The sequence below is a fragment of the Nitrospirota bacterium genome, assembly GCA_016219645.1.
In the GTDB taxonomy this organism is placed as follows: Bacteria; Nitrospirota; Nitrospiria; order Nitrospirales; family Nitrospiraceae; genus Palsa-1315.
Map to the genome: position 1 here is coordinate 121624 of JACRLR010000020.1, position 25185 is coordinate 146808.

At 56.7% G+C, this 25185-nt stretch carries 19 protein-coding genes and 1 CRISPR repeat array; of the genes, 7 read left to right on the top strand and 12 right to left on the bottom strand.

From position 1 onward, the window contains the following. Positions 1-70: 70 nt before the first annotated feature. A complete protein-coding gene (locus HZB34_09770; GenBank protein ID MBI5316248.1) occupies positions 71-385 on the top strand; it encodes a hypothetical protein in 315 nt (104 codons plus the stop codon). Positions 386-477: 92 nt separating this feature from the next. On the opposite strand, the gene galE is transcribed toward HZB34_09770, so the two are convergent. From galE to nhaA, 3 genes are all read right to left on the bottom strand, one after another. Continuing rightward, positions 478-1497 carry a UDP-glucose 4-epimerase GalE gene (galE, locus tag HZB34_09775; GenBank protein MBI5316249.1) on the bottom strand — a complete coding sequence of 340 codons (1020 nt, stop codon included), beginning with the start codon at positions 1495-1497 and terminating at the stop codon, positions 478-480. 181 nt (positions 1498-1678) lie between these two features. Further along, the gene (locus tag HZB34_09780) at positions 1679-3058 is read right to left on the bottom strand and encodes a DUF3422 family protein (GenBank protein ID MBI5316250.1); all 1380 of its coding nucleotides are present in this window, start codon (positions 3056-3058) and stop codon (positions 1679-1681) included. 200 nt (positions 3059-3258) lie between these two features. Further along, a complete protein-coding gene (nhaA, locus tag HZB34_09785) occupies positions 3259-4434 on the bottom strand; it encodes a Na+/H+ antiporter NhaA (GenBank protein MBI5316251.1) in 1176 nt (391 codons plus the stop codon). Between the two features lie 333 nt (positions 4435-4767). Here nhaA and HZB34_09790 point away from each other — a divergent pair, with 333 nt between their 5' ends. The 4 genes from HZB34_09790 (at position 4768) to HZB34_09805 (ending at position 10820) form a co-directional block, all read left to right on the top strand. Further along, a complete protein-coding gene (locus HZB34_09790) occupies positions 4768-6393 on the top strand; it encodes a peptide chain release factor 3 (protein MBI5316252.1) in 1626 nt (541 codons plus the stop codon). A 605-nt stretch (positions 6394-6998) separates the two neighbouring features. Beyond that, a complete protein-coding gene (locus HZB34_09795; GenBank protein MBI5316253.1) occupies positions 6999-7691 on the top strand; it encodes a BACON domain-containing protein in 693 nt (230 codons plus the stop codon). A 686-nt stretch (positions 7692-8377) separates the two neighbouring features. Then, entirely contained in the window at positions 8378-10426 is a 2049-nt protein-coding gene (locus HZB34_09800; protein MBI5316254.1) for a diguanylate cyclase, read from the top strand. Positions 10427-10550: 124 nt separating this feature from the next. Then, positions 10551-10820, top strand: coding sequence for a hypothetical protein (locus tag HZB34_09805; GenBank protein ID MBI5316255.1), 270 nt, complete (start codon positions 10551-10553; stop codon positions 10818-10820). 167 nt (positions 10821-10987) lie between these two features. Here HZB34_09805 and HZB34_09810 read toward each other — a convergent pair whose 3' ends face one another. Continuing rightward, complete coding sequence (locus HZB34_09810; protein ID MBI5316256.1) at positions 10988-11389, bottom strand: hypothetical protein; 402 nt, start codon at positions 11387-11389, stop codon at positions 10988-10990. Between the two features lie 456 nt (positions 11390-11845). Between HZB34_09810 and HZB34_09815 the strand changes: the two genes are divergently transcribed. Further along, positions 11846-12652: a sel1 repeat family protein gene (locus HZB34_09815; GenBank protein ID MBI5316257.1), complete on the top strand. Its 807-nt coding sequence runs from the start codon at positions 11846-11848 to the stop codon at positions 12650-12652. A 162-nt stretch (positions 12653-12814) separates the two neighbouring features. Here HZB34_09815 and HZB34_09820 read toward each other — a convergent pair whose 3' ends face one another. Together HZB34_09820 and HZB34_09825 are read right to left on the bottom strand one after the other, a co-directional pair. Continuing rightward, positions 12815-14581, bottom strand: a complete 1767-nt coding sequence (locus HZB34_09820; GenBank protein MBI5316258.1) for a DEAD/DEAH box helicase — start codon at positions 14579-14581, stop codon at positions 12815-12817. Positions 14582-14804: 223 nt separating this feature from the next. Then, the gene (locus tag HZB34_09825; GenBank protein ID MBI5316259.1) at positions 14805-15002 is read right to left on the bottom strand and encodes a hypothetical protein; all 198 of its coding nucleotides are present in this window, start codon (positions 15000-15002) and stop codon (positions 14805-14807) included. Between the two features lie 330 nt (positions 15003-15332). Here HZB34_09825 and hrpB point away from each other — a divergent pair, with 330 nt between their 5' ends. Next, a complete protein-coding gene (gene hrpB / locus HZB34_09830) occupies positions 15333-17858 on the top strand; it encodes an ATP-dependent helicase HrpB (GenBank protein MBI5316260.1) in 2526 nt (841 codons plus the stop codon). A gap of 134 nt (positions 17859-17992) precedes the next feature. Continuing rightward, positions 17993-20589: direct repeats of the CRISPR family, unit length 29 nt; unit sequence CGGTTCATCCCCGCGCTCGCGGGGAACAT. A 79-nt stretch (positions 20590-20668) separates the two neighbouring features. Here the strand turns inward: hrpB and cas2 are convergent. The 6 genes from cas2 to casB are packed head-to-tail and all read right to left on the bottom strand — an operon-like array spanning position 20669 to position 25184. After that, positions 20669-20980: a type I-E CRISPR-associated endoribonuclease Cas2 gene (gene cas2, locus HZB34_09835; GenBank protein MBI5316261.1), complete on the bottom strand. Its 312-nt coding sequence runs from the start codon at positions 20978-20980 to the stop codon at positions 20669-20671. Next, a complete protein-coding gene (cas1e, locus tag HZB34_09840) occupies positions 20961-21881 on the bottom strand; it encodes a type I-E CRISPR-associated endonuclease Cas1 (GenBank protein MBI5316262.1) in 921 nt (306 codons plus the stop codon). The genes cas2 and cas1e overlap by 20 nt, the downstream gene beginning before the upstream one ends. 17 nt (positions 21882-21898) lie before the next feature. Next, positions 21899-22597 (bottom strand): type I-E CRISPR-associated protein Cas6/Cse3/CasE, encoded by a 699-nt coding sequence (gene cas6e / locus HZB34_09845; GenBank protein ID MBI5316263.1) that lies wholly within the window; start codon positions 22595-22597, stop codon positions 21899-21901. Further along, on the bottom strand, positions 22594-23409 hold the full coding sequence (gene cas5e / locus HZB34_09850) for a type I-E CRISPR-associated protein Cas5/CasD (protein MBI5316264.1): 816 nt from the start codon (positions 23407-23409) through the stop codon (positions 22594-22596). The genes cas6e and cas5e overlap by 4 nt, the downstream gene beginning before the upstream one ends. Beyond that, the gene (gene cas7e / locus HZB34_09855) at positions 23409-24605 is read right to left on the bottom strand and encodes a type I-E CRISPR-associated protein Cas7/Cse4/CasC (GenBank protein ID MBI5316265.1); all 1197 of its coding nucleotides are present in this window, start codon (positions 24603-24605) and stop codon (positions 23409-23411) included. Before cas7e ends, cas5e begins: the two co-directional genes overlap by 1 nt. A 33-nt stretch (positions 24606-24638) precedes the next feature. Beyond that, positions 24639-25184 carry a type I-E CRISPR-associated protein Cse2/CasB gene (casB, locus tag HZB34_09860; protein MBI5316266.1) on the bottom strand — a complete coding sequence of 182 codons (546 nt, stop codon included), beginning with the start codon at positions 25182-25184 and terminating at the stop codon, positions 24639-24641. Position 25185 lies beyond the last annotated feature (1 nt).

Sequence of the window (25185 nt, forward strand, 5' to 3'; positions counted from 1 at the left end):
AGAGAGGCAGGAGCAGCAGAAGGAATTATGGCGATTCCACTCTTCCAAGAAGCTATAATCGCTAACAACGATGGATGAGCAAGAGCCAGTACAAGTGGTCGAGCTTCGAGTCAGCTACCGCTATGCCACCGCTCACCCTTGGGTGGTGCAGGCCATTGGAGGATTCTTATCCGCATATTTCATGGAATACCCGGGATTTCGCGTGCAACGACATTTCGAAGACCTGGAGTCAGGCACATACCTATGGATATGCGAGGTGCCGACGGCCATGAAGGTTCTCAGGCTCTTGAAGCGGCTGAAGGAAGATCTTCCCCCCTGCCATACCCAAGAAATCGCCACCGACCCGCCCACGCGACCTCGCTATCTCATCGATTGCCCCGAGTGAGACAGGTTGGTCTGGCTTATTTGGTTCATCTGGTTAGTTTTGTTCGACCAAACAAACGAGACAAACCAAATACCCCTCTGCGCGTCGAGGGGTCAGCTTGTATACCCGTTGGGATTGCCGCTTTGCCAGCGCCAGGCATCGGCACACATCGAGTTGAGCCCGCGCTCCGCCCGCCAGCCCAATAACTCCAATGCACGTTGCGGTTCGGCATAGCAAGCGGCAACGTCGCCGGAACGTCGGGGTGCCATTTTGTAAGGCACCGGCTGCCCGCTTGCCTGTTCAAATGCCCGTACAATATCCAACACACTGTAACCAATACCTGTACCCAAATTCACGGTCAGACATCCGGTCAGCTCTCGTGATCGCTCCAGAGCCGTCAGTGCTTTGAGGTGACCCAAGGCCAAATCCACCACATGGATATAATCCCGCACCCCGGTCCCATCCGGAGTGGGGTAATCATGACCCCACACGCTAAGATAGGCCCGTCGCCCCACCGCCACCTGCCCGACAAAGGGCAACAAATTATTGGGAATGCCCTGAGGGTCTTCCCCGATCAATCCACTGGTGTGGGCGCCAGCCGGGTTGAAATATCGCAGTATGCCGATTCGCCAGGATGCGTCGCTGCCGTGCAGATCGCGCAAGATCTCCTCGATTATCAACTTCGTACGGCCATAGGGATTGGTGGCAGAGAGCGGGTGATCTTCCGTAATCGGCAATCGAATCGGGTCACCATAGACGGTGGCGGAGGAACTAAACACCAGAGTCTTCACCCCGCACTCCCCCATCCCTTCCAGGAGGCGGAGGGTACCGACTACGTTGTTGTCGTAGTAGGCCAGCGGCTGTGCCACCGACTCCCCCACAGCCTTGAGCCCGGCGAAGTGAATCACCGCGCTGGCCCCGCTCTCGCGCAGCGCTCCCACGAGCACAGAGCGGTCTCGGATGTCGCCTCGAACCAGGCGGAGCTTTTTCCCGGTGATCCGTTCCACCCGAACTAATGCTTCGGGATGACTGTTGGAGAAGTTGTCGAACACTGTGACGTCGTAGCCTGCAGCAAGCAGCTCCACGCAGGTATGTGATCCGATATAGCCGGCACCACCGGTGACAAAAATCATAGGCACCTATTTCACGGAGAAATGATAGGAGCCTATCGAGGTAGAGGCCCAAGGTCAAGAATCGATTGGAATCAAGCCGAAGAGTCATTCCTGTGGTCTGTCTGCCCTCCCTGAACAAGCCAGTGCAGCATGGCTCAGGTCAACAAGCATAACAGCCCTGATAGACTCCATCCCGGCATGCTCAGTTCTGAGGCTTCGCTGATGCTGTCGGCGCGGATTCGTCGGAAAATTTCTTTCGGAGAAGTTTCCGTCCGAGTATCGTAATCCCCAACGCGAGACCCAGCGAGACGGGAACGAACAAGGCCGCTGCAATATCCGCACTACCGAGCCACCCCATCTCATAAAGTCCTTTGAAGATATAGGCCATGAGTCCGCTAAGATAATAGGCGATTACAATAACCGACAACCCTTCGACCGTATACTGGAGGATCGCTTGGCTCTTCATTGTCTTATCAACACTGGCCAAGAGTGTCAGATTCTGGGATTGGAGCATGAGATCAACGCGAGCGCGAATGATGGAAATGACTCCTTCAAAACCGCTGCGAAGGGTTTCAATACGCTTCAGAAGCTGTTGATAGCCCTCCGCCACCCCCGTAATTCCGCTCAGAACATAGTCCGACACCGGGCGATACGGTGAGAGTGTGCGTTCCTCGAGCGACGCCAGCGTCCGGTGGACGATCTTGTCGTAGGGAACAGAGGAAGACAGCTCGAAATGCAACCTGCCGGCTAACCGGGTCGTTTTCAACAAATCTTGCGTCAGCCCGTTGAGCCACCGCTGCAGCGTCAGGGAATCGGCATGGGCGATATGTCCGGTGATGATTTCACGCTGCTTCAAATGCACCTGCTCAAATTTGTAGGCCTGATCGATAGCGGCCATAAACAACGGCTTTTGCATGAGTAACAGATGGTAGTAGGTTTCAATTCTGACAATCGCATCGACAATGTCTTTCAGGTGAGACCTGCTGGACCTGCCGGACCCGACACTGACCCAATAACGTTCTCGTCCATGTTCATCCGGCGTGAAGCTGGTAACCAGCGCAGTCTCCTCATCGAGAATATGGCTGCCGTACAGGACCGGGCCTGGAAACTGCGGACGCAATACCTCACTGGCCGGCAACGGCTCGGTTATGAGCAGGATATCCAGGTGGCACACTTCCGCACCGAGCGGAGTAATTGGAAACCGATACTGCGGAAACGCCATCGGGCCGCAGGTTATCTTCCCAGTCTGGTCGGAAGGAATGTGCCAGATTTGATAGCTGTAGTACTCTGTGTGCGCCTCCCAGATCACGATCAGCCGATCACCGGTCTCCGCCGCCTTCACACCATACCCAAACTCATCACGAACGAGCGTCACATCCGGAGGGATATTGTAGGCCTCCAGAAGATATCTGAACTCATTCCGACTCGCCGGTCGTTGCATCGGCGGGTCGTTCATGCGAAACGCGATATAGTGCACATGCGCAGGGGCTCGCAGCCACTCAGCTAAGGGCATCTGCGGCCGTTCGTGCAGCTTCCGCATCAATTCACCGGTATCCGGCTTAGTCGTCTCAGGCTCGGCCATATGAGCACCCTACGAGGTGGATAAGGGATAGAAAACGGCGTCAGGCTACTGTCTTGTCGGCAGCTCTGTCAATCGATTGAGAGTGAATCTCTAACGACTTCAGCCGCCGACCGAGCTTCAGAACCAATTGATGTCGTGATGGCCCTTTATCCCTTCGGTCGTGGATAGACACTCGCGCGGCCTCATCCATGACAATCGGCTTATGACCGCGCCATTTCCGGCCTGCTGAAAACTTTGAGCCAGAGAAATCCACCGGCTCCCGCTGTCACAGAAGCGACCAGAACAGCCATCTTTGCAGCGTTTATTACATCCGCATTTCCGGTAAAAGCAAGATTGGCAATGAAAATTGACATCGTAAATCCGATACCGCCGAGGATTCCCGCTCCTGAGATATGCCGCCAATTCAAATCGGACGGCAAGCGGGATAGGCCGCTTGCCACAGCAAGAAAACACAAGAACGTCACACCCAAGGGTTTACCCAGAAGTAAACCGACGATAATGCCGATGCTGTTCGTGCTCGCCAGGTTGGACATCCAGTCCGTACCGACAACGACGCCCGTATTTGCCAATGCGAAAATCGGCAAGATAACGAACGCAACGGGCTTGTGCAAGAAACCTTCGAGCTGGTGGGAAGGTGACTTCAGGTCGTTATCGTTGTGAGAGAATGGGATTGCAAAGGCAAGCAGCACGCCGGCAATCGTCGCGTGAATGCCTGACTCCAGCATCAGGAACCACATCAACGCGCCGCCAAGCACATACGGGACGAGGGACATGACCCGGAAAAGCCGATTCAACACAACCAGCAGGATCCAAATCCCCAGAGCGCCGACAAGATACCAAACTGACAGTTGCGTCGTGTAGAAGGCGGCGATAACAACGATCGCACCCAAATCGTCTATGACAGCGAAGGCCACGACAAACACTTTCAGCGACGCGGGAACACGGTTTCCGAGAATGGCCAGGACGCCAAGTGTAAACGCAATGTCCGTAGCCATCGGAATTCCAAATCCGGCTTGCGTTGATGTTCCTGCATTGATCGACAAATGGATCAGTGCTGGGGCAACCATCCCGCCGGTCGCCGCAACGATCGGTAGCAGTGCGTTCCTGAACTGTGCCAGTTCCCCGTTATACAATTCGCGTTCGAGTTCCAATCCGATGAATAGAAAGAAAATCGCCATCAGCCCGTCGTTGACCCAATGCTCAAGGCTAAGCCCTCCGACATACACGTGCCAGACACTCACATATGTTGCGCCGACTGAGGAGTTTGTCACCAAGAGCGAGGACAGGGTGCAAATAATCAGCAGAATGCCGCTCGACTTTTCCGAGTCGAAAAATTTATTGAACGTATCCGATAACCGTTGTTGGACAATATCCATAGCTGTAACCCCGATGAGGGACCCGCAATCAACTGGTGCGGAGTAGACACGACAATACCATAGATCGGAGGGTCTCTCAGTCCAAGGCACACTCGGATTATCAGGCGACGCTGCTTACGTGTCCTTGCCGAACAAAAAGAATGGTCGTGGGTATTCCCCTCCATCCTTCTGGGCCGCGTGTGGGACGACCACACAAGCAGGCTCCAGCCCCTCCCGATCATGCAGGTTCCTCGATCAGGAGGATGACCTGGCACCTATAGTTTTCTCCGGTGCCAGGTGTTAAAACATTGCCGGATACTTCTGGTACTCCGGTGAGCAAGCAAAGGAAGACCTATGTCTCTGCCGATTGAGAAATCGACATCGGATGGGTTGGCTAGAGAAGCGGCCAGACGGCGCACGTTTGCCATTATCTCGCACCCGGACGCGGGAAAAACCACGTTGACCGAGAAGCTCCTCCTCTACGCAGGCGCAGTGCACCTAGCTGGAGCGGTGCAAGCGCGGTCGCACCAGCGTGCGGCAAAATCCGACTGGATGGAATTGGAACAGGCGCGCGGAATTTCGATCACATCTACCGCGTTGCAATTCGATTACCAGGGTGTACGGGTCAATCTGCTCGACACGCCAGGCCACCAGGACTTCAGCGAAGACACCTACCGCACTCTCATGGCAGTGGATAGCGCAGTGATGGTGCTTGATAGTGCCAAAGGCATCGAGCCGCAGACGAAAAAGCTCTTCGCTGTCTGTCGCAAACGCCATATCCCGATCATGACCTTTATCAATAAACTGGATCAGCCTGGACGCCATCCGTTCGAGCTACTGGAGGAGATCGAACAGATATTGGGCATGGCGGCAGTCCCGTTCAATTGGCCCATCGGAGAAGGATCAGGGTTTCAAGGGCTCTACGATCTTCGCCAGCCTCAAGTTCTGTTCTTTCAACGGACACTGCATAACCAACGCCGGGCGCCGATGAGGGTGGAAACCTTCCCTCATCCAAGTCTCGCAGCGATGCTCGGAGAGGCATACGATCCCCTACAGGAAGAAATCACCCTCTTGACCGGCGCCGGCACAAAGTTCGATCGCGACCGTTTTCTCGCCGGCCAACTCACCCCGGTCTTCTTCGGAAGCGCCCTCACGAACTTTGGCGTCGAACCATTTCTGAACGCATTCCTGCAGCTCGCACCGCCACCGGGGCCCCGCACGAGTTCTGAAGGCTTAGTGCAGCCAACGGATGACAAGTTTTCGGGCTTTGTATTCAAGATCCAGGCGAATATGGACCCTCAACACCGCGATCGAATGGCATTTCTGCGTATCGTGTCTGGTCGTTTTGAGAAAGACATGATGGTGTACCATGCCAGGCTGGACCGGAAGATCCGGATGACGCGGCCGCATCGGCTCTTTGGCCGTGACCGTGAAACGATTGAAGAGGCCTACCCGGGCGATGTCGTCGGTCTCGTGAATCCCGGCCTCTTTTCCATCGGTGACACACTCTGCTCCGGTAGTCCCCTCGTCTTTGACGCGATTCCGCAATTCCCCCCAGAATGTTTCGGCGTACTGAGAAGCCAGGACCTCACGAAACAAAAGCAGTTCCAAAAGGGGCTCCAACAGCTCGAAGAAGAAGGAGTCATGCAGGTGTTCTATTCACCGGATCACGTGCGCCGCGAGCCGATCCTAGCCGCCGTGGGGGAACTCCAATTCGATGTTGTCGCCTCACGCCTTGAAACTGAATACGGGGTTAAGACCCTCGTCGAGCGGATGCCTTTTGTTCTGGCCCGCTGGATAAGCGGCGATCCCGACGTGCTCGCAGGCATCTACTGGCCGCAGGACACGCGCCGACTCGTCGATCGTGACGGTTCGATGGTCATGCTCTTCGGCTCTGAACGACTGCTCACCTACTGCATGAGAGAATATCCTTCTCTTAAGTTTCAGTTGCGGGAAGAAGCCAAGATGACAGAACCTTAGCCCGCATTATTCATGACTCTTCTGCTGCAATCGCCGATCCGCTGTTGCGACAAGCCGGCGGCCGGCGGGCTCGCCCCTCGGACCCTCTCCGTAGTGCACGCGTACGCCTCAGGCCCTCCGGGCTCCGCGCACCGGTCTCACGACGCGGCTTGGCGATTTCGCCACGAACAGTCATGAATAATGCCGGCTAGCCTGCGCAGTGAACTGATTTTGCTCATCTGCCTTCTCTGGTTGATGTAGAGTCTCCGCTCATTTTTCCCTGTCCTATCTGTAGGCCCACGGCTACATCATCTATCTTCTTATAAATGCTATGATTTGCTCAGCATCGCTGCCAATCTCGAACAGCATTTCCTGAGCTCCATCGGTATTCCTCTCGCTGCAGCTGATTTTCTTGATTTTCCACCTGATTTTCTTGCTCCTCGACGGCATGTACCTTGCTAGTTAAGGGAACAAATGGTGCGAAAGGGTCACTGGCTCATCATCTTCGACCTCTGCTCGGATGACCCGGTCAGTGGAGAATTTCATATAGACACCTGCACCAGAGCAGCTACCGACTCGGGAATCGGTGTGGCTGCTGCCGAAAAATCTGTTAGGGGAGCATGAGCTTGAACTGGGTAAGAACCATCGCCGCCGTTCTTGTGTTGTGGTCGAGTACCGTGTGGGGTGCCACGTTGACCTGGACCGCCAATACTGAACCGGATCTGGCAGGATATCGCGTCTATCAATGCAGTCAACAACCCTGCACGCTCACGTCCGGCACGGCGACAATCCTCATCACGCTGGGAAAGGTGACAAGTTTCAATATCGGAACGCCGACAGTGATTCAGTATTATTTCGTTACGGCCTATGATCAGGCCAATAATGAGTCCGGCGGCAGCAACCTCGCAACCTTCACCCCTACCGAAGCACCACCTCCGGTCACGCAACCGGCTATCGGGGCAAGCCCGACGAGCTTTTCCTTTACTGCAACGCAGGGCGGGGCGAACCCTACAACCCAGACCCTGAGCATCAGCAACACAGGGAGCGGTACGCTCAGCTGGACCACAACCGATAATGTCCCATGGATGACGCTGAGTCGGGCATCCGGCACAAACAACGGCGTTGTAATCGTGAGTGTGATAACTGGCGCCACAAGCCCCGGTACCCATAATGGCATGATCACGCTCAGTGCCACCGGGGCCTCGTTGGTCAGCGTGCCGGTGACATTCACGGTTACTACTGCCCCCGCACCACCCCCGCCTCCTCCTTTGACAGTGCCTCCCGTTCCGAACGGCCTACGCATCACTATTGCGCAGTAAGACCCGGACCTGGTCTATCTAGCCAGTACTGCACCCGGCTTATCCAATTTGTTTCGGTCAGTCACACAAACGCAACTGACCGAACAACCGGACAGAACCAGGGTCGATCAAAGCCTTTGCTCACGTATTCACAGCGACAAGCCACCGTTGAGTCGTGTCTTGTACGAACCTAGCAGGAGATGCCCTCACCTTATCGGCACCCCCCACAATAGGCAACCCTGTCGATGCATTGATAATCAGTAGGGTATAATACTCCACTCTCTCTGTCGGTCATTAGATTTTCAACAGACCCCCCAAAAGTCTTGGGTCTACTCCTGCATTCGTACTGTGCGGCAATGGAGACTCCGCAAAATGCGCCAACAGGCCGTAGAAGCCCCTTTTGCTCCCCATTTTGCCCCCCCTGGTTCCCCTTTCATCATATTGTTTTCAGAGACAATATCAGGCCTTTACTCGCGCAATAATCGGCACTTTTCTTGCCTCGCTGGGTATTTACTCTATGATGAGTCCATCCACCGCAGAGCGGCCTGGAACAAAGCAAGACTTGAATGGAAAGCCAAAGCCAAACCGCCCCGACCCCCAACCTCTCCAAGGATTCGTCTTCTGCTGTGAGTAGACCGGGTCACGTTTCATTCAAGGTAGACCGATTCCCTGCATGGATGAACCGTCATCAGACATGGATTGGTTCCATGGTAGCCCTCTGTGGGCTGCTTACGCTCCTCTTGCTGGGATGGGCCGCATACACGGTCCAAGATCGTTTGATTCAATCTAGCGGCCACAGCCTGGTGCAAGCGGCCACGGATGCCGCCAGTAAATTGGACATGATGATCCTGGAGCGATACAGCGACATTCAACTGCTCTCCAACGCTCCATTCACCCGAGACCAGAACCCGGAGGCGCTGACACAATATCTCCGCGACAAGGCGCAGGCTCATCCAGCCTATCAGTGGATTGGCATTACAGACTCCCACGGGAGAATCGTCGCGGCTACCGATACCTCAAAGACCTCTCTCGATCGGAGTCAAAGCCACTGGTTCCAACTGGCACGCACCATCACCGGTGTCAGAATTCTAGATCCGCGGGTCGACGAGGAGTTCGGAAGCACCTCCGCGTTTACGGTAATCGCTCCCCTGCGTAGTCCCGATGGAAGATTTATCGGAGCGATCGCGGCCGTCGTAGGCGTCCCTTCACTGATGCAGATCCTCGACGACACGATGCAAGTACTTAAGAATGTCGAGTGGACAGACGCATCGCATCTTGAATATCAGCTCCTCAACGAAAAGGGCAACTTGATCGGCGACTCGACGCAACGAGGAGAAGGTCACCTCGATTTGAAACCAGTCGGATATCCTTCTGCAACTCTGGTGAGAAATCAGGAGCGGGGGTTCATCCAAGAGACCCACCTTCAACGCGGATCTTCCCTCCTCACAGCCTATGCGCAAGTCAACATCGCCCGTGCTGACCCGCCATTACGGTGGGGCATCTTGATACATGTGGACAGGGATAGTCTCCTGACCCCCATTCACTCATTCCTCGGAGAATTGTCGTTCCTCGCCATTCTCATTCTTCTCCCCTTATTTGGTCTTGTGCTGGGAATGATGAAAGCGCTTCACGGAGAATGGGACATCGCGAAACGCGAATCTCGTAGGGCCACCGAGGCAGAAGCGGCGCTCACGAAACGAACGGAGACTCTCCATACGTTAGTCGTCGCTGCCCAGACATTATCCGCGCAGCAAGATCTCGACGGACTGCTGCACCACATCCTTCATCTCGCAAAAGAAAACAGCGGCGCACGTTATGCGGCCTTGGAGGTCTACCACGACAACATGCACAAGACGACCAGCTTCCTGACCTCTGGAATCGATGAACCAGCGGCCCATACCATTCAGACCATTCTGCTTAAACAGGCTGTGGGGGGATCCCTAGCACACGAAGACGGAGTTATCCGTCTGGACCATCTCACGAAACACTGGGCTGCCCACGGAATTCCTGCGGACTATGCATCACTGACCTCATTCCTCGGCGTATCAATACGATGCCAAAGCCGATTCTTCGGCCGACTGTTTCTCGCGAATAAAGTCATCGAACAGGGACTCGCAGACAGGTTCAGCGAGCTGGACGAGCAGACGGTACTGACCCTTGCCGGCCAGGCCGGTACCGCGATTCAGAATCTGCTACTGCTTCACGATTCCAAGGAACAGGCTCGACACGATTCGCTGACCGGATTGCTGAATCACTCCACGACGCTTACGATCTTGGGCCAGGAACTGTCGCGGGCTCAACGTAGTCATGAACCGGTGGCAGTCCTCATCGCCGACCTGGATCACTTCAAGAAAGTGAACGATACCTACGGACATCCCGTGGGCGATCTCGTCCTTCAAGAAGCCGCACGGCGCTTTCGCGAAACTGCCCGACGCTCCGACCACGTCGGACGCGTCGGGGGAGAAGAATTCTTGATTGTGGCCCCCAATTGTGACTTGAACGTCCTACAGGAGTGCGCCGAACGTTTTCGGAGTGCCATCGGCGACAGGCCCTTCGATACCACAAGCGGGGCGCTCCCCATTACGGTAAGCATCGGGGCGACAATCTGGTCCGCCGATCACCCGTTGAGTTCTGAACACATACGCAAGATGGCCGACTACGCCCTCTATCGTGTCAAAAGCCGCGGCAGGAACGGGGTCAATATCGTCCCCCATCCCGACACAGTTTCGAGTGAGCAGCTGAAGAAAACAGGCTAGCAGGATGCGTGCTCTTTACCCCTCTGAAACACTGTTCACTCAAGCCACATAGACGAGGCCTTTTCGTACTACTTGCAAAACTTCACGTTGCATTTTCCACGCGAAGAGAATATACAGACGAGCTATGAACGCCGAGCAGATGGAAGAACTCAAGCGGCACTTTGGCGTTATCACCGAATCACTTCGAAGCGATATCCGACAGATTGCCGAAGGCCATGCAACCATTCAGCAGGAACTTCATGATCACCGCGAGGAGATGCGGGATGAGTTCAAAGAAATGCGGGCTATCCTGCGGCTCTCATTCTCCCAGCTCGATCAACGCATCCGCACCCTCGAATCGGACGTGACCCTGCTTAAGACCCGCATGGAACGGCTTGAAACAGGCCGAGCCTAACCCCCCAGCAGGCCTCCTACTACGAGAACATTGTTCGCGAAGCGCATTCCAGTGCTTTACCACACTTGCGGCAAGGCTCCTTCCCTGTGACCATCGTTGACATGCTGCGATATGAGCTTGGTTCGCGCTGCAACTACCAACGCTGCGGCTTCTATCTTTCAAGATGACTACTGCTCCCCGCACGCGATCTTCCTATAGGCCTCGTCTACACTCCCTCTGGTGATCTGACGCCATGGATCATTGGGATAATTATTGCCCCACACATACACACCTTTTCCCATGTGGTCAGCATGGGCGATCACAGAATGTGTCCGAACCTTCTCTTTCTTGCAGTCATATTCTTCGCGCGTTCGAACGGAAAGAAAGGGCTTCCCATCAAGCGTCTTTTGAGGAACTTTATAGTCATCGAGGACCCACATCTTGGCAAAGTGATCTGTTTTGTTAATGCTGCCAGGATCTACATAATGATTGAACAGCTCCGCGGTGCCAACCTCTTGCCATCCCGCGTACACAATGTTCACGATCCCTAGGCCCAGCAGAATGGTGATGACGAACAGTCGAGTGATCATTCCGTCTCCTTAGAAGAACAATGGGTCGCTCCATCAAGACAGTACGCTAAATGGAATCTGGAATCTATCCGAAAGATCCCTGTCGCTCATCCGGACCAGCGAGCAGGCTGTTGAGAAAGTCCGCCAGCGGCGTTCCTTGCCGCGGCCTTGCCCGCGGCAACGGCGCGTCTCGGCGCGGGCGGGGTTGGGCGGGTGAGAAAGTGGCCTTTCTGAACAGCCTGCGATGGCTTCTGAACGGGTCTGCGCGTATCCAGGCCTTGCGCGGCTGTTCTGCTCAAGTCGTTTGTCAACACACTGCTAGCTGTTTTCAGGTAGGTCTTTATTAGGCCGTACGCGACATATGGGAAATACACGATCACAAGCAAACGTTCAAGGGTGGCAGTCTGGCTTGCGAGACCGAGACAATTTTCTGACTCCCTGATATACTTTCACTTGAAACATTCATCAGGAGTAGGTATGGCTACGAAAGGCTATCCTGGACTCGTAGTAGTGCCTCCCAGCGCTCGTTGGATCCTCAGGCGTCAACTGGCCCATTGGACTTTTATTGTTTTCGCGGTCGTATGGAGTGTGTCGCCGAGTAAGGTATGGGTTCCGTCCTTCGACAAGAATGGTGACTGTCAATCTGATATCGGACAAGGAGCTTCTGCAGGTGGCCTGAGGGAATGTGGCCAGCAGGGACGATCCTTCTCTGAGGAGACACAATTCCGTCTGGGAGAGTTCGCCGCCGCGGAAGCTTCGCCGGGTGGAAGCCTGGCTGGATCACACAATCGGATACCTTCCTCCTATTCTGCCCAACTCGTGACCCAGCACTATGGCAACCACACATCACTGGGCAATGTCTATGGTCCAGCAGGCCGCTCTTCGAACCGTGCGATATCAACCTCCTCTGGGAAAGTATTAAATACGAGCTCGACGATCCAAAAGGAGGCCTCCAGCCCGAGTCACGACGAGCGCTTAGCCCGACAGGGGGATGCCTTTGCCCAGTATCGTCTCGGCCGCTTTTACTCGCAGCTCGGCGGGCCAAGAGCACCCGAGTCTGTGAGTTGGTACGTAAAGGCCTCTGACGGACTTCAGCGCCTGGCTGAGGCCGGCAATGGACAAGCGATGTACGTGCTGGGAGTCATGTACGCCTATGGGCGCGGAGTGGCGAGGGATGAAGAACAAGCTCGACTTTGGCTGATGCAGGCCGCTGACCAACAAGTTCCAGCAGCTCACATGGTACTCGCAAGATTAGACGGGCATCGGAGTGCCGACTCCAGGTAATCGATCCCTTCCCATTCTCTCTTCCTTCTTCATACGACATCGCATTCGCGCATCACTATTATCCAATCTCTAAGGGAGGGTATAGCCAGGCTGCCCTTTACTGTGCGCATCGAACGAGCACCTTCTGAGCGTGCGCGTTCTGCGAGCAAGAAGGGCACCTGGCTATGCCCTCCCTCTACCCTGTTCCAGAAACAACCTCACTCCCACCTTCTGCCCTTTGACTCTGGTCCGGCTGAGCGCCTCGATGATCTCCCGGGCCAACACCTCCGGCACCTCCACCAGCGAAAAACGATCCATCACCTCGACCGCGCCGATCACATTCGAATTGAGCCCGGCCTCGTTGGCAATCGCCCCGACGAGATCGCCAGGCCTGATGCCTGCCTCCCTGCCTGCCCCGATATACACCTTGGCCATGCCCGCCGTTCGTCTGCCACGGCCAGGCCCGCTGAACGATCTACCCTGCCCCTCTCGTTGCATCATGCCAGAGGCCCGTGGTTGTGAATTTACTATAGGCCGCCGCCCCATCGATGGCCGCTCCGGCTGCCTGCTTGGTATAGCCGGAATATCCTGTTCCTTCCGCTCTCCTCCCTGCAGGCGGAAGACGAGTTTCAACGCTGCCGCCGCAACCTCCGTTGGATCTCCATCTGTAGCGATCGACGCGACCAGGGCGCGAAACAGATCCAGATCACCGGACGTCAGCACCTCTTCGACTGCGCTCTTGGTTCGCGCAAGCCGCTTCGTGCGAAGGTCGGCCACAGATGGTACCGGAGTGACCACGATTTTTGCTTTCGTGAGCTGCTCGATATTCCACAACAACCGCTGCTCGCGCGGGTCGATGACGGTGATCGCTGCCCCTTCACGCCCTGCCCGCCCGGTTCGTCCGATCCTATGAACATAGCTTTCCGGGGAGGTGGGTAGATCGTAGTTCACCACATGCGAGACGGACGGAATATCCAACCCCCGCGCTGCCACATCAGTCGCGACGAGGAGTTCCGTTTGCCCGGACCGGAACGAATTCATCACGCGATCCCGCTGAGACTGATTCATCCCGCCATGGATCGCTTCAGCTCTATGCCCACGATCTGTCAACATGGCCGTGAGTTCATCGACTTCGATACGCGTGCGGCAGAACACGAGGGCCGACTTCGGCGCCTCCATATCCAGAATTCGGGCCAGGGCCGCCTCCTTGTGCGGTCGAGCGACGATGTAAGCCGTTTGGTGGACGCGCGGAGCAGCGCCTGCCTTGAGCGGCTCCTTGGCAATCCTGATCTCGACCGGCTCCTTAAGATGGCGTTTCGCAATGGAAGCGATCCGAGGCGGCATGGTGGCAGAAAACAACGCAGTCTGCCGTTCTTTGGGTGTCTGTTCAAGAATGGCGTCCAGATCATCGGCAAACCCCATGTCAAGCATCTCATCGGCCTCGTCCAGCACAACCGTCTGAACTGTCTTGAGTTGCAGTGTCTTTCGCTGGATATGGTCCAGGGCTCGTCCAGGTGTCGCGACGACAACATCGACCCCACGTTTCAGTGCGAAGAGCTGGGGACCGATGGCCTGTCCTCCATAGACCGGCAGTACGGAGATTTTTAATTCTTTGCCGTAACGCGCGACGGACTGGGCGACCTGAATGGCCAACTCTCTGGTCGGCACCAGAACGAGTACGGAAGGACAGCGCCGCGCAGCATGGGCGACACGCTGAAGCAGCGGCAGCGTGAAGGCTGCCGTCTTGCCGGTCCCGGTTGCAGCTTGACCCAAGAGATCACGGCCTGCCAGCAGCGGAGGAATCGCTTCCCGCTGAATCGGTGTCGGCTCTTCATAGCCCAGCTGATCGAGAGTAGCGAGCAGAGCGGCCTCCAGACCCAGCGCTGCAAAGCTGGGCGAAAAACCCTTTGCCGGTGTTTCTGCAGATGCATGTGGAGTTTCGTGTTTCATAGTTAGTCTGTCTCGTTTATCTGATTGATCTGCTTAGTCCATGCCTTCTATCAATACTCCCTCTAAGCTTACTTGTCTCTGCCCTTTCCAAGGGGTATCCAACTGCACCCCTGTTCGGGCAGAGGACCCTTGGGATGGTTTCTATTGCGGCCGTCGAACGAGCACATTCCTATCGTGCGCGTTCCGGGAGCAGGGAAACCATCCCAAGGGTCCTCCGCCCCTCTTATTCTTCAGGCAGTTGGATCGGCCCCGCCCACTCCCCTTTGGCCAGCATCACTTCCTGAAATCCGCCGTCCGGCCATTGAAATTGGCCGATCTCGTCCACCTGCACAACAAAGGGATCTGCTTCATGTGCCAAGCCTCGAAACCAATACCAGCCCGCGACAGTGGGTTTATTGATGGTCCATTGATACTCGGCCATGTCTCTGTTTCCTTTTCGCCGCGCTTCTGAGTCTGATACAGTCTGACAGGGTGTTGATGGAGCCCTGCGGGAGAAAGTCGTGGACAGTTTCACCATTCAATGCAGGCTGTTCAAAAAGACCGTTCACCAAGGCCGCAGCAAGGGAGCAAAGATAGATCTTCTACGCTCGCTCGTTTACGGGATCCAAAGGATGACCCCGATGGGTCCCCCACTGCGCGCGTCCAACGAGGGCCTGCTGAGGCCGCGCGTTGCGCGAGCACAGGGGACTCACCGCGCCATCCCCCCCTGCTGGCGGGCTTTTTCAACAAGCTGATAGCTACTCAACCTATCATGTCCAGACTCCCAATAGAAGATGTCCTACCCGCTCTTTGCCTCACACTGTCGGAGGGGCGGAATGCCATACTGATTGCCGCGCCTGGCGCCGGTAAAACGACGCGAGTCCCGCTGGCGCTACTCGATACCCCCTGGCTCGGAGGAAAGAGGCTGCTCATGTTGGAGCCGCGCCGGCTGGCAGCCAGGGCCGCAGCCCATCGCATGGCGTCCACCCTGGGAGAATCGGTCGGGGGAACAGTCGGCTATCGCATGAGGCTCGACACAAGGGTGGGGACCATGACCAGAATCGAAGTGGTCACAGAAGGCATCCTTGCTCGCTTGCTCCAGCAAGACCCTGCACTGAGCAATTACGCGATCGTCATCTTGGATGAATTCCATGAACGCAGCCTACAGGCTGACACAGGCCTGGCCCTCTGCCTGGAATCGCAACGGCTTTTCCGCCCAGACCTCCGCCTACTCGTCATGTCTGCCACATTGGACTGTGGGCCGATCTCAGAACTCTTGGGCCAAGCGCCGGCGATCACCTGCGAAGGTCGCCTCTTTCCAGTAGAGACACGCTACCTCGACCAGCCGCTTTCAGGCCGTCTCGATGCGGCAGTCATCCAATCGATCCGACGGTCACTCACCCAGGAGCAGGGCAGCCTCCTGGTCTTTTTACCTGGCATGGCAGAGATTCGCCTGGTCGAACGAAAACTTTTGGATATGAATCTTGGCTCCAATGTTCTCATCACCCCGCTCCATGGCGACCTACCACAAGAAACACAGGACCGTGCAATCGCCTCCTCACAACCTGGCACAAGAAAAATTGTCCTGGCCACTTCGATCGCCGAAACCAGTTTGACGATTGACGGAATTCGGATTGTCATCGATGCCGGCTTGCTGCGCGTGCCTCGATTCGATCCACGCTCCGGACTTACGAGGCTTGAAACCATCCGCGTCACTCAGGACTCAGCTGAACAACGCCGTGGTCGGGCAGGTCGCCTTGAACCGGGCATCTGTTCCCGCCTGTGGACTGCTGCGGAACACCGATCGTTAGCCCCTCGTCGCCCGCCCGAAATGCTCGATGCTGACCTCGGGCCACTGCTGCTCGAATTGGCCCTCTGGGGCACGCCCGACCCAGCTGACTTATCCTGGCTCACTCCCCCACCGGTCGGAGCCGTCGCTCAAGCGAGAGTGCTGCTGACCAACCTGGGAGCACTCGATATAGAGGGACAGATCACTCCCCATGGGAGACAGATGGCAGACCTGCCATTGCATCCACGTCTCTCTCACATGCTGCTCAAGTCTGGGCCATTGAATCTCACCGGCTTGGCTAGTGAACTCGCGGCTCTTCTCAGTGAACGGGATATCCTGCGAGGCCCATCCGGCTGGCGGAATGCCGATCTGCGACTCCGATTGGATGCCTTGCATGGGAAGCACAATCAGGCTGCCGGTACAACCGTCAACCGCACCGTCTGCCAGCGAGTGAGGCGTACTGCCGACTTGTGGCAGCGACAACTTTCCCAACAGAGAGACAAGAAACAGGCTGACAAACACGACGACCTCTATCCTGTCGGCCTCCTGCTCGCCCTTGCCTACCCGGATCGCATTGCCCAACGCCAACAGGGAAATGACGCACGCTATCTCATGACCAATGGCCGTGGCGCCCTCTTTGTGAATCCTGATCCACTCGGTTCAGAAGACTATCTGGTCATTGCCGACCTCGACGGGGGCGCACAGTGGGCCAGGATCGATCTGGCCGCGCCGGTACAGCTCAGTGATGTTGAATCCCTGTACGAAAACAGGATTCAAGTGATGGATGAAGTATCATGGGATGATCAGGCACAGGTGGTTCGTGCGACCAGACAACGGCGATTGGGCTCTCTCATATTAGCTGAGCAGGGACTCTCGGAGCCTGATCCTGCCCGCATCGTCGCTGCCTTGGTACAGGGTATCCGTCGAGCGGGACTCGACAAGCTCGCCTGGACTTCAGAGCTTCGTCACTGGCGGGCGCGAGTGGCCTTTCTACGGAGGATCGAAGGTCCAGAGTCTCAATGGCCTGATCTGTCGGACGACGCCCTGCTGCAGACACTCAATAACTGGCTTGGCCCCTATCTCTTCGGACAGACGACACTTGACCGAGTCAGACGGCTCGATTTCAGCCAACCCTTGCACGCACTCCTCTCCCGGGAACAGCAACGCCAGCTCGAACGGTTGGCCCCCACTCACCTGACCGTCCCAAGCGGATCGACCATTCGAGTAGATTATGAGACGGCTGATCTACCAATCCTAGCTGTGCGGTTGCAGGAAATGTTTGGCTGCAAGGACACGCCCCGTCTCGTCGGCGGGAAGATTCCCGTCATGCTGCACCTCCTCTCACCGGCACGCAGGCCCGTCCAGGTCACGAAGGATCTTTCCAGTTTCTGGAGGTCCACCTATCTCGAGGTCAGAAAAGAACTCCGTGGCCGCTATCCCAAACACTCCTGGCCCGACGATCCGCTCACTGCCCTGCCGACTGCCAAAACGAAACGACGGCCACGCTAGTGGTCTGTCTGGTTCATCTGGTCTATTTGGTTTGTTTTGTTTATCTGGTTACCACAAACTGACCGACATAACGCCCAGACTACCTAACCGACCATGATTGCTCTACAATCTTTCAATCCTCGCCCGCTCTTTCGAGCGGGCGCTACGCGCTCGCGGGGAACATGGATCACCCTTCCGCACATTGGGAGGGCAAGTCGGTTCATCCCCGCGCTCGCGGGGAACATGCAGGTCCCCGCCTCAGTTGGCCTGCTAGTTGCCGGTTCATCCCCGCGCTCGCGGGGAACATTCCTGGCCCACAATGACGCCTTGGGCAAGATGCGGTTCATCCCCGCGCTCGCGGGGAACATTCCTGGCCCACAATGACGCCTTGGGCAAGATGCGGTTCATCCCCGCGCTCGCGGGGAACATAGCTTTTCCCCTTCGCCCACCTTGGCGAACTTCGGTTCATCCCCGCGCTCGCGGGGAACATGCCGACCTTCTTCGGATACATCCGCCAAAATTCGGTTCATCCCCGCGCTCGCGGGGAACATCTAGGCTCCCGGCATAAGGGGATACCGGGAGACGGTTCATCCCCGCGCTCGCGGGGAACATAACTCGGGATACTTTCCCTTTAAACGTTGGTCCGGTTCATCCCCGCGCTCGCGGGGAACATACTGTTACATCTTCGATTAAGGACTGGGGCATCCGGTTCATCCCCGCGCTCGCGGGGAACATGGTCTCCTCAAACGATCGGCACTCACACAGAGCGGTTCATCCCCGCGCTCGCGGGGAACATTGCCTGACAAACTGATTTCCGCCGCCTTTTGTCGGTTCATCCCCGCGCTCGCGGGGAACATAGCAGCACCTATACGTGGATTGCCACACATTGCGGTTCATCCCCGCGCTCGCGGGGAACATAACATCTCGGGCAGTTATACCGCGCAGTACACCGGTTCATCCCCGCGCTCGCGGGGAACATCGTGGCTCGGGCACAAACTCATCGCCGCGTGGCGGTTCATCCCCGCGCTCGCGGGGGACATACCCATCTCACGCATACGGTCGCCTAAGCCTCCGGTTCATCCCCGCGCTCGCGGGGAACATAAATTCTGCATCGCTATGGCGAGATTCGGATACGGTTCATCCCCGCGCTCGCGGGGAACATCCAATGGCGCCACGCGCCCAGTCGTCAGGATGCGGTTCATCCCCGCGCTCTCGGGGAACATAACTTCTGCATCGCTGTGGCGAGATTCGGATACGGTTCATCCCCGCGCTCGCGGGGAACATACTCGTGGCATTGGCCGCTACGGACAGATTTCCGGTTCATCCCCGCGCTCGCGGGGAACATAAATAATACTGCGACAACTTCACAGGGGGCGACGGTTCATCCCCGCGCTCGCGGGGAACATAGAATGGTTAACCGCTTACTGTTACGATGATAGCGGTTCATCCCCGCGCTCGCGGGGAACATTGCACAGTCGGAGACCTTGAGCGGTTTTCCGCCGGTTCATCCCCGCGCTCGCGGGGAACATCGGGCTTCCCGTAACACTCTCCGATAATGTAACGGTTCATCCCCGCGCTCGCGGGGAACATGCCAGGGTCTTTGACACCCACCGATCATAGAGGCGGTTCATCCCCGCGCTCGCGGGGAACATCAGAGTGACGCCGCGCACGCCTTGCATAACGGCGGTTCATCCCCGCGCTCGCGGGGAACATGCAAGACGAGGAAATCGCAGGGCACAGTACTCCAGGTTCATCCCCGCGCTCGCGGGGAACATACCATCAAGATTCATGGTGGCACGAATAGTAGCGGTTCATCCCCGCGCTCGCGGGGAACATACAGGTGCTGGAGCACAAGGGTCACTCGGTACCGGTTCATCCCCGCGCTCGCGGGGAACATGTTCGTTTGGTCCGCGCCTGCGCCTAACGTGCCGGTTCATCCCCGCGCTCGCGGGGAACATACCGACAATGAACGAGAGAACAAACGTTACAACGGTTCATCCCCGCGCTCGCGGGGAACATAGCACAACAATGGTCGTCGCATTCCTCACAGGCGGTTCATCCCCGCGCTCGCGGGGAACATCAATGCGGGCCTTGAACGTGCGCCAGTCGATGGCGGTTCATCCCCGCGCTCGCGGGGAACATAATCACCAGGGCGCTCACAACTCACCGGCACCCGGTTCATCCCCGCGCTCGCGGGGAACATCTCGCCCCCGCCTATCGAGGGGGCCGCAATGCCGGTTCATCCCCGCGCTCGCGGGGAACATGTGGCACGGACCAGCGGCAGGGCCAACAGCGCCGGTTCATCCCCGCGCTCGCGGGGAACATTGATGTACAACATCCCATCCGATGGAATTTGGCGGTTCATCCCCGCGCTCGCGGGGAACATGAACTGCTGTGCCACATACCGCTTCGTGATACCGGTTCATCCCCGCGCTCGCGGGGAACATTTCGGCGCGATGCTGCTCCATCTTGGCCAAGGCGGTTCATCCCCGCGCTCGCGGGGAACATAGGGGCACCTTCACCCGCTCGCCCCCGTCCTGCGGTTCATCCCCGCGCTCGCGGGGAACATCTGATTTCGATGGTCCCCACATTGAGCGGCTGCGGTTCATCCCCGCGCTCGCGGGGAACATCTGATTTCGATGGTCCCCACATTGAGCGGCTGCGGTTCATCCCCGCGCTCGCGGGGAACATTACTGTGCCCGTCATGCTGCCGGTCCAATTGCTGGTTCATCCCCGCGCTCGCGGGGAACATACTTCTTTTATCCTATTGTTCTACCAAGCAAATCTATCGCCCTTAAATTCCACCGAATTTCTCTGAGGCATGACACCCGTCATGATGGCTGTGGGGTAAGAGCGCTTGCATCACCTTCTGGAAGAAAGCTGACCAGCTTGGCGCCGTCTATTTCTACCGGTATACGGCGGTTGGTCCCCAGAGTCTCGAAGTCGAACCCCGCCTCGTTATTGGTGCGCCAGGCCATGACGGCGTTCCCTTCGCTGAGGCCGGCCTTGACGTGCTCCCAAATATGATCCCGCACTTTGGCTGAGTAGTTCCCGACATAGACACCGGCGCGGATTTCCAGCAGCCAGATGGCAAGCCGCCCACGGAGTCTTGGCGGAGCGTTTTCAAGCACGATGACCAGCATCGCCGATGTTCTCCTCATTGGGTATGGCTGGGAGGACTTGCTCTTCGAAGGCTTTTGGCCGTGGGATTTCGCCAGCTGCCAGCATGTCCTCTATGCCGGGGATGATGCGCTCTAACAATCGGGTTTCGCGGAAGCTGTCGCGGCAAGCCAGACGGACTTGTTGTTCAGGATTCACAGGACTACGCCCGGCAATACGAAAAGCCAAAGGAACAACCGTCTCGAATTTGTAGACATCGGCCACGTCGTAGACGAAGGAGAGCGGCTTGCCGGTATGGATGAAGCCGATGGCCGGCGCATACCCAGCGGCTAGGACAGCGGCTTCGGTGACGCCATATAAGCAGGCAGTGGCAGCGGACAAGCAACGGTTCGGCAAGTCGCCCTGGTCCCATTCACTGGTGTCATAGTTCCGGGCTTTCCATTCCACGCCATATTTTGCGGCAATGCGTTTATAGGTCTCACGTACCCGTGCGCCTTCGATGCCGCGCAATTGATCCACAGAACGGCGTTGCGGGGGCTCTTCGCCGAACCGCAACGCATACATTTTGCGCACGACTTTCAACCGTAATTCATCGTCGAGTGCCAGCTTGGCTTGGTACAGGAGTCGGTCAGCCCGGGCACCCCCAGGTTGTCCAGCCGAATAGAGCCGAACACCGGCCTCCCCTATCCACACTAGCAACGTGCCCGCACGGGCAGCCAGAGCGCAGGCGGCGTGAGACACCCGTGTACCAGGCTCCAACATCAAACACACGACACCTCCAACGGGGATATGCGTGCGCACACCGTTTTTATCCACGACCACAAAGGCCCCGTCCAGGACATCAAGTTGTCCATATTCAATATAGAGGACTGAAAGCCGCTCCTTGATGGGAATGGGTTTCAGCGGGGGAAGGATATCAGCCATTCAAAGGCTCCACGCCGTTATACACGTCGAACCAACAGCAAGCCGCAGCCAAAGCCTTTGGCGGGACCGACGCCTTTGAGTAATGCATCTGCGAAACGTGCGGGGTCAGCTATGGTCAAGCTGCCCTCGAAATCCAGCATGGATAGCTCAATGCTCTTGGCACTATGTTTTCGCCAGGTGCGATAACCGTCCGCACGCACTGTGGCATCATCAAACCTGCACCCTAAACGTTCCGCACGCGCCCGCAGCCAGGTTTCACCCGCTTTCTGAGCTAGATAAGCCAGTGTTGGGCGTTGATCTTCTGGCAAGTGTTTCCAATTCATCTGACGTTTGGCATCCATCACTACGTCATGACGCTTGCTGTGACTGCCCACTCCCCCTGCACGTGTCACAACAGGACTCACCCGCAATTTGAACGCTAGGCGATCGCCGACCTGAATATCAGGACGATAGGGCCTGGATTCGATATGCCACAGCCCTGCATGGTCGCGAGGCTGGCGCTGGGATAAAAGGTAAAACGCTGGCAAGCGGTTTTTGCTCTCAGTGCGGAACAGAAATTCAGCTCGATCTGTGCGGTCCTCCTTCGCCACGTCAAATAACTTCCACAATGCCTGATGCTGTCCATAGGGATCGAGCACACCTAAATCAACAAGCTGGCAATAGGTAATGTCGGGCCTAGGTGTGACACGGGAGAGCCAATGGGGTTCGCCATTCATAGCTGCCCTCCTTGTCCGAGGTGGGCCTGGTGTTCGTCACGCACCGTGAACTGCCAACTGCGGCGTGAGAGTGTCGCATCGCGGCGGATAATGGTTTGCTCTGGCAACAGGCGAGTTTCAGCGTCACCATCCCACAGCAACAAGGGCGCGCTGGGCTGGAAACGCGTATAAAGTTTAGTCCACCCGGCATCACCGCCCGCTTCTGCCACTCGCGCTAGAATACCTTCGAGGTGCATGCTGGCCAACGCATCTTCCACAGCTTCTGCGCTCTTCACCTCCGGTTGTAGCGGCAGCGCCAGTGGGCAAGATTTCCGGCCAAGATACAGCATGAAGCAGGGTTCCAGTAGTGCTCGACGCAACTCATGCAGAGTATATGGCGAGTTGCCTCGTGCCCATATTGCAACGGCGTAGAAAGCATCTTGGCGATACTCGCGGCGGGAAAGAATGGTGTTGAGATCAGACTTGTGACCATGGGTCAGTTCACCCCGTCGAGTGGAAAAGACTTTGCGGTTTTTCCCGGTACCGGACGAAGGCACTTGAGCCGTGTGGTAGTCAGTCAACGGCAAACCTAAAGCCTCTATTCTTACTGCCATGCCATAGCCCTCAGCCAAGGCGATATGGCGTGACTCCCATTCGGCACGTTCCGCTTCCGTGCGCGCAGTATCCGGACGACGCAACCCCAAGGCTGCCGCCACTAGTCCTAGCACCGCTGATTTGGTCGGTGTCATCGCCGATGGTCGCGTCTCCCCCACCGCAATGTCGCCCCACGCGGCCAACGGCCCATAAAGCTGAAAGACGAGGTAGTCGCGCATTACACACCTCCGCTCCCTGTGGCAAAGTCCAGGAGCTTCTGGAAGTCGCCTTCACCAGTCAGCGCGTTGATACTCTCACTCGGTAATGGTTGGCCACTGTGATACACCTTATCCAGATTAGTGCGCATGGTATCGAGCGCTGTCATGGCATTTACGATCATGCCTTCACCATATTCGTTGACCGGCTTCATGAATGCCAGAGAGAGCCCACGCGGCTGGCGGCTGCCTTTTTCGGCCAGCACGTATGGCGCCCATGCCCGGTTGGCGAAGCTATTCTGCTTGCCGGTGGGGGCGACAGTGGCGGCAGCTTCAACCAACGCCTTAATTGTCTTTCCAGTCAACTCAGCATCGCCGCCTAAATTTTCTTTCAGCAGATCGCAGTCTATGCACACGTAGCTATAAAATAGCCCCGCCCCGAATCCCTGCTCACCCATATGCGCGGAACCGGCATCTACCTCGCGAGTATTGAGGTCATCCACGGCAGTGAAGAAGTCATCCTCCACAGCAGCACGATGAACGGTGATGGCATGGGCAACCTGGCACGCGGCGTCAACATTGAAATCCGGGCTTGATGCAAGCATCCGCCCAAACAAAGCTAAATCTGCAGATCCGTTCGCCTCTTTCACTTTGAGGACTCTGAGTTGCTCGGCAGTCGGTGGCCTGCCGCTCTCGCGCAAACTCTGAATCAGGGTGCCCAAAACCTCGATCTCCTTTTGCGAATAGAAGACAATCTGTTCGCTCTTGAGCGTTTCCTTGCTGACATTTGGCTTCTTGACCTTTTTCTTACTTTTGCCCTCAGGTTCCTCACCTTCAGTTTCTTCCTCACCATCTTTGGTTTTCTTGTCCACGAACTCCCCGGCAATCATCCATGCCCACTTTGTGGCATTCTCATCAGATACCTTGCCATCAGGCTCAGCTTGTAATGTTCCAGGCTTCAACAGATCGGCCAAGGCGACCCCGTTCAATAAGGCATCCCTCATACGACGCCCAAGCTCTTTGGATCGTATGCCCATCTGATCGCTGACCTTTTCGTGGAAGGTGTCAGAGATACGCCACGCACGTTTCAAACTCTGCGACGAGACACGCAGTCTCGGCACCCCGCCCATAACAGCAGTCTTGGGGCGATTCAGATCGTCGCGGTTGAGGCAGGCAGGTGGATAGCTGGTAAGTAGGTGCAATTGCAAAAAAGTGGTCATGGTTTGGTTTCTCCTAAAAATGTAGTAGGTCAATTAAAGTGGCGCTGCAGCGTAATAGTCGTATGCCATTCGGCGGCGTGGATCGTTCGAACGTTTTTCGTCCATCGGTGACCAGTGCCAAAGTGTCGCCGCGAGGTCTGCCAAGTTCGCTTGGTCGCCCAGTAAGGCAAGTGCCCGTCGCAACAAGGTATACAGCTCCTCTACGTCATCACAGGCGAGCACACGGCGCACCCGCAAGTCAGACATGGCGGCCTTGTCTCCTCCGCTCTTAGGACTACCCATGCGGGTGGCAAGCGTCTCGGATGTTTCCGTCTTGACTCGCGCCGCCAATCCGGCGATGGCGGCGAGCTTTGGATAACGATAGTCCGCCATGCCGTAGCCTGCTCGCCGTAACGAATTGAGCAGTCGGTGAAAGGCCGGACTCAGCATCACCTCGGTAAGACTGGCCGCTCGGCGTAGCGCGGCACGTTCACCCCGGTCCGATTCCAATTTCTGCCACCATGTTCTCAGCACATCGAAGGACGGATGGTCGGGCTTGCCCTGAGGAAAGGGGTTGTCCGGTCTGGTTTTGTCACTCATG

Coding starts and splice junctions, on each gene's coding strand:
- HZB34_09770 (MBI5316248.1), top strand. CDS start 71: ATGGATGAGCAAGAGCCAGTACAAGTGGTCGAGCTTCGAGTCAGCTAC.
- galE (MBI5316249.1), bottom strand. CDS start 1,497: ATGATTTTTGTCACCGGTGGTGCCGGCTATATCGGATCACATACCTGC.
- HZB34_09780 (MBI5316250.1), bottom strand. CDS start 3,058: ATGGCCGAGCCTGAGACGACTAAGCCGGATACCGGTGAATTGATGCGG.
- nhaA (MBI5316251.1), bottom strand. CDS start 4,434: ATGGATATTGTCCAACAACGGTTATCGGATACGTTCAATAAATTTTTC.
- HZB34_09790 (MBI5316252.1), top strand. CDS start 4,768: ATGTCTCTGCCGATTGAGAAATCGACATCGGATGGGTTGGCTAGAGAA.
- HZB34_09800 (MBI5316254.1), top strand. CDS start 8,378: ATGGTAGCCCTCTGTGGGCTGCTTACGCTCCTCTTGCTGGGATGGGCC.
- HZB34_09805 (MBI5316255.1), top strand. CDS start 10,551: ATGAACGCCGAGCAGATGGAAGAACTCAAGCGGCACTTTGGCGTTATC.
- HZB34_09810 (MBI5316256.1), bottom strand. CDS start 11,389: ATGATCACTCGACTGTTCGTCATCACCATTCTGCTGGGCCTAGGGATC.
- HZB34_09815 (MBI5316257.1), top strand. CDS start 11,846: ATGGCTACGAAAGGCTATCCTGGACTCGTAGTAGTGCCTCCCAGCGCT.
- HZB34_09820 (MBI5316258.1), bottom strand. CDS start 14,581: ATGAAACACGAAACTCCACATGCATCTGCAGAAACACCGGCAAAGGGT.
- HZB34_09825 (MBI5316259.1), bottom strand. CDS start 15,002: ATGGCCGAGTATCAATGGACCATCAATAAACCCACTGTCGCGGGCTGG.
- hrpB (MBI5316260.1), top strand. CDS start 15,333: ATGTCCAGACTCCCAATAGAAGATGTCCTACCCGCTCTTTGCCTCACA.
- cas2 (MBI5316261.1), bottom strand. CDS start 20,980: ATGCTGGTCATCGTGCTTGAAAACGCTCCGCCAAGACTCCGTGGGCGG.
- cas1e (MBI5316262.1), bottom strand. CDS start 21,881: ATGGCTGATATCCTTCCCCCGCTGAAACCCATTCCCATCAAGGAGCGG.
- cas6e (MBI5316263.1), bottom strand. CDS start 22,597: ATGAATGGCGAACCCCATTGGCTCTCCCGTGTCACACCTAGGCCCGAC.
- cas5e (MBI5316264.1), bottom strand. CDS start 23,409: ATGCGCGACTACCTCGTCTTTCAGCTTTATGGGCCGTTGGCCGCGTGG.
- cas7e (MBI5316265.1), bottom strand. CDS start 24,605: ATGACCACTTTTTTGCAATTGCACCTACTTACCAGCTATCCACCTGCC.
- casB (MBI5316266.1), bottom strand. CDS start 25,184: ATGAGTGACAAAACCAGACCGGACAACCCCTTTCCTCAGGGCAAGCCC.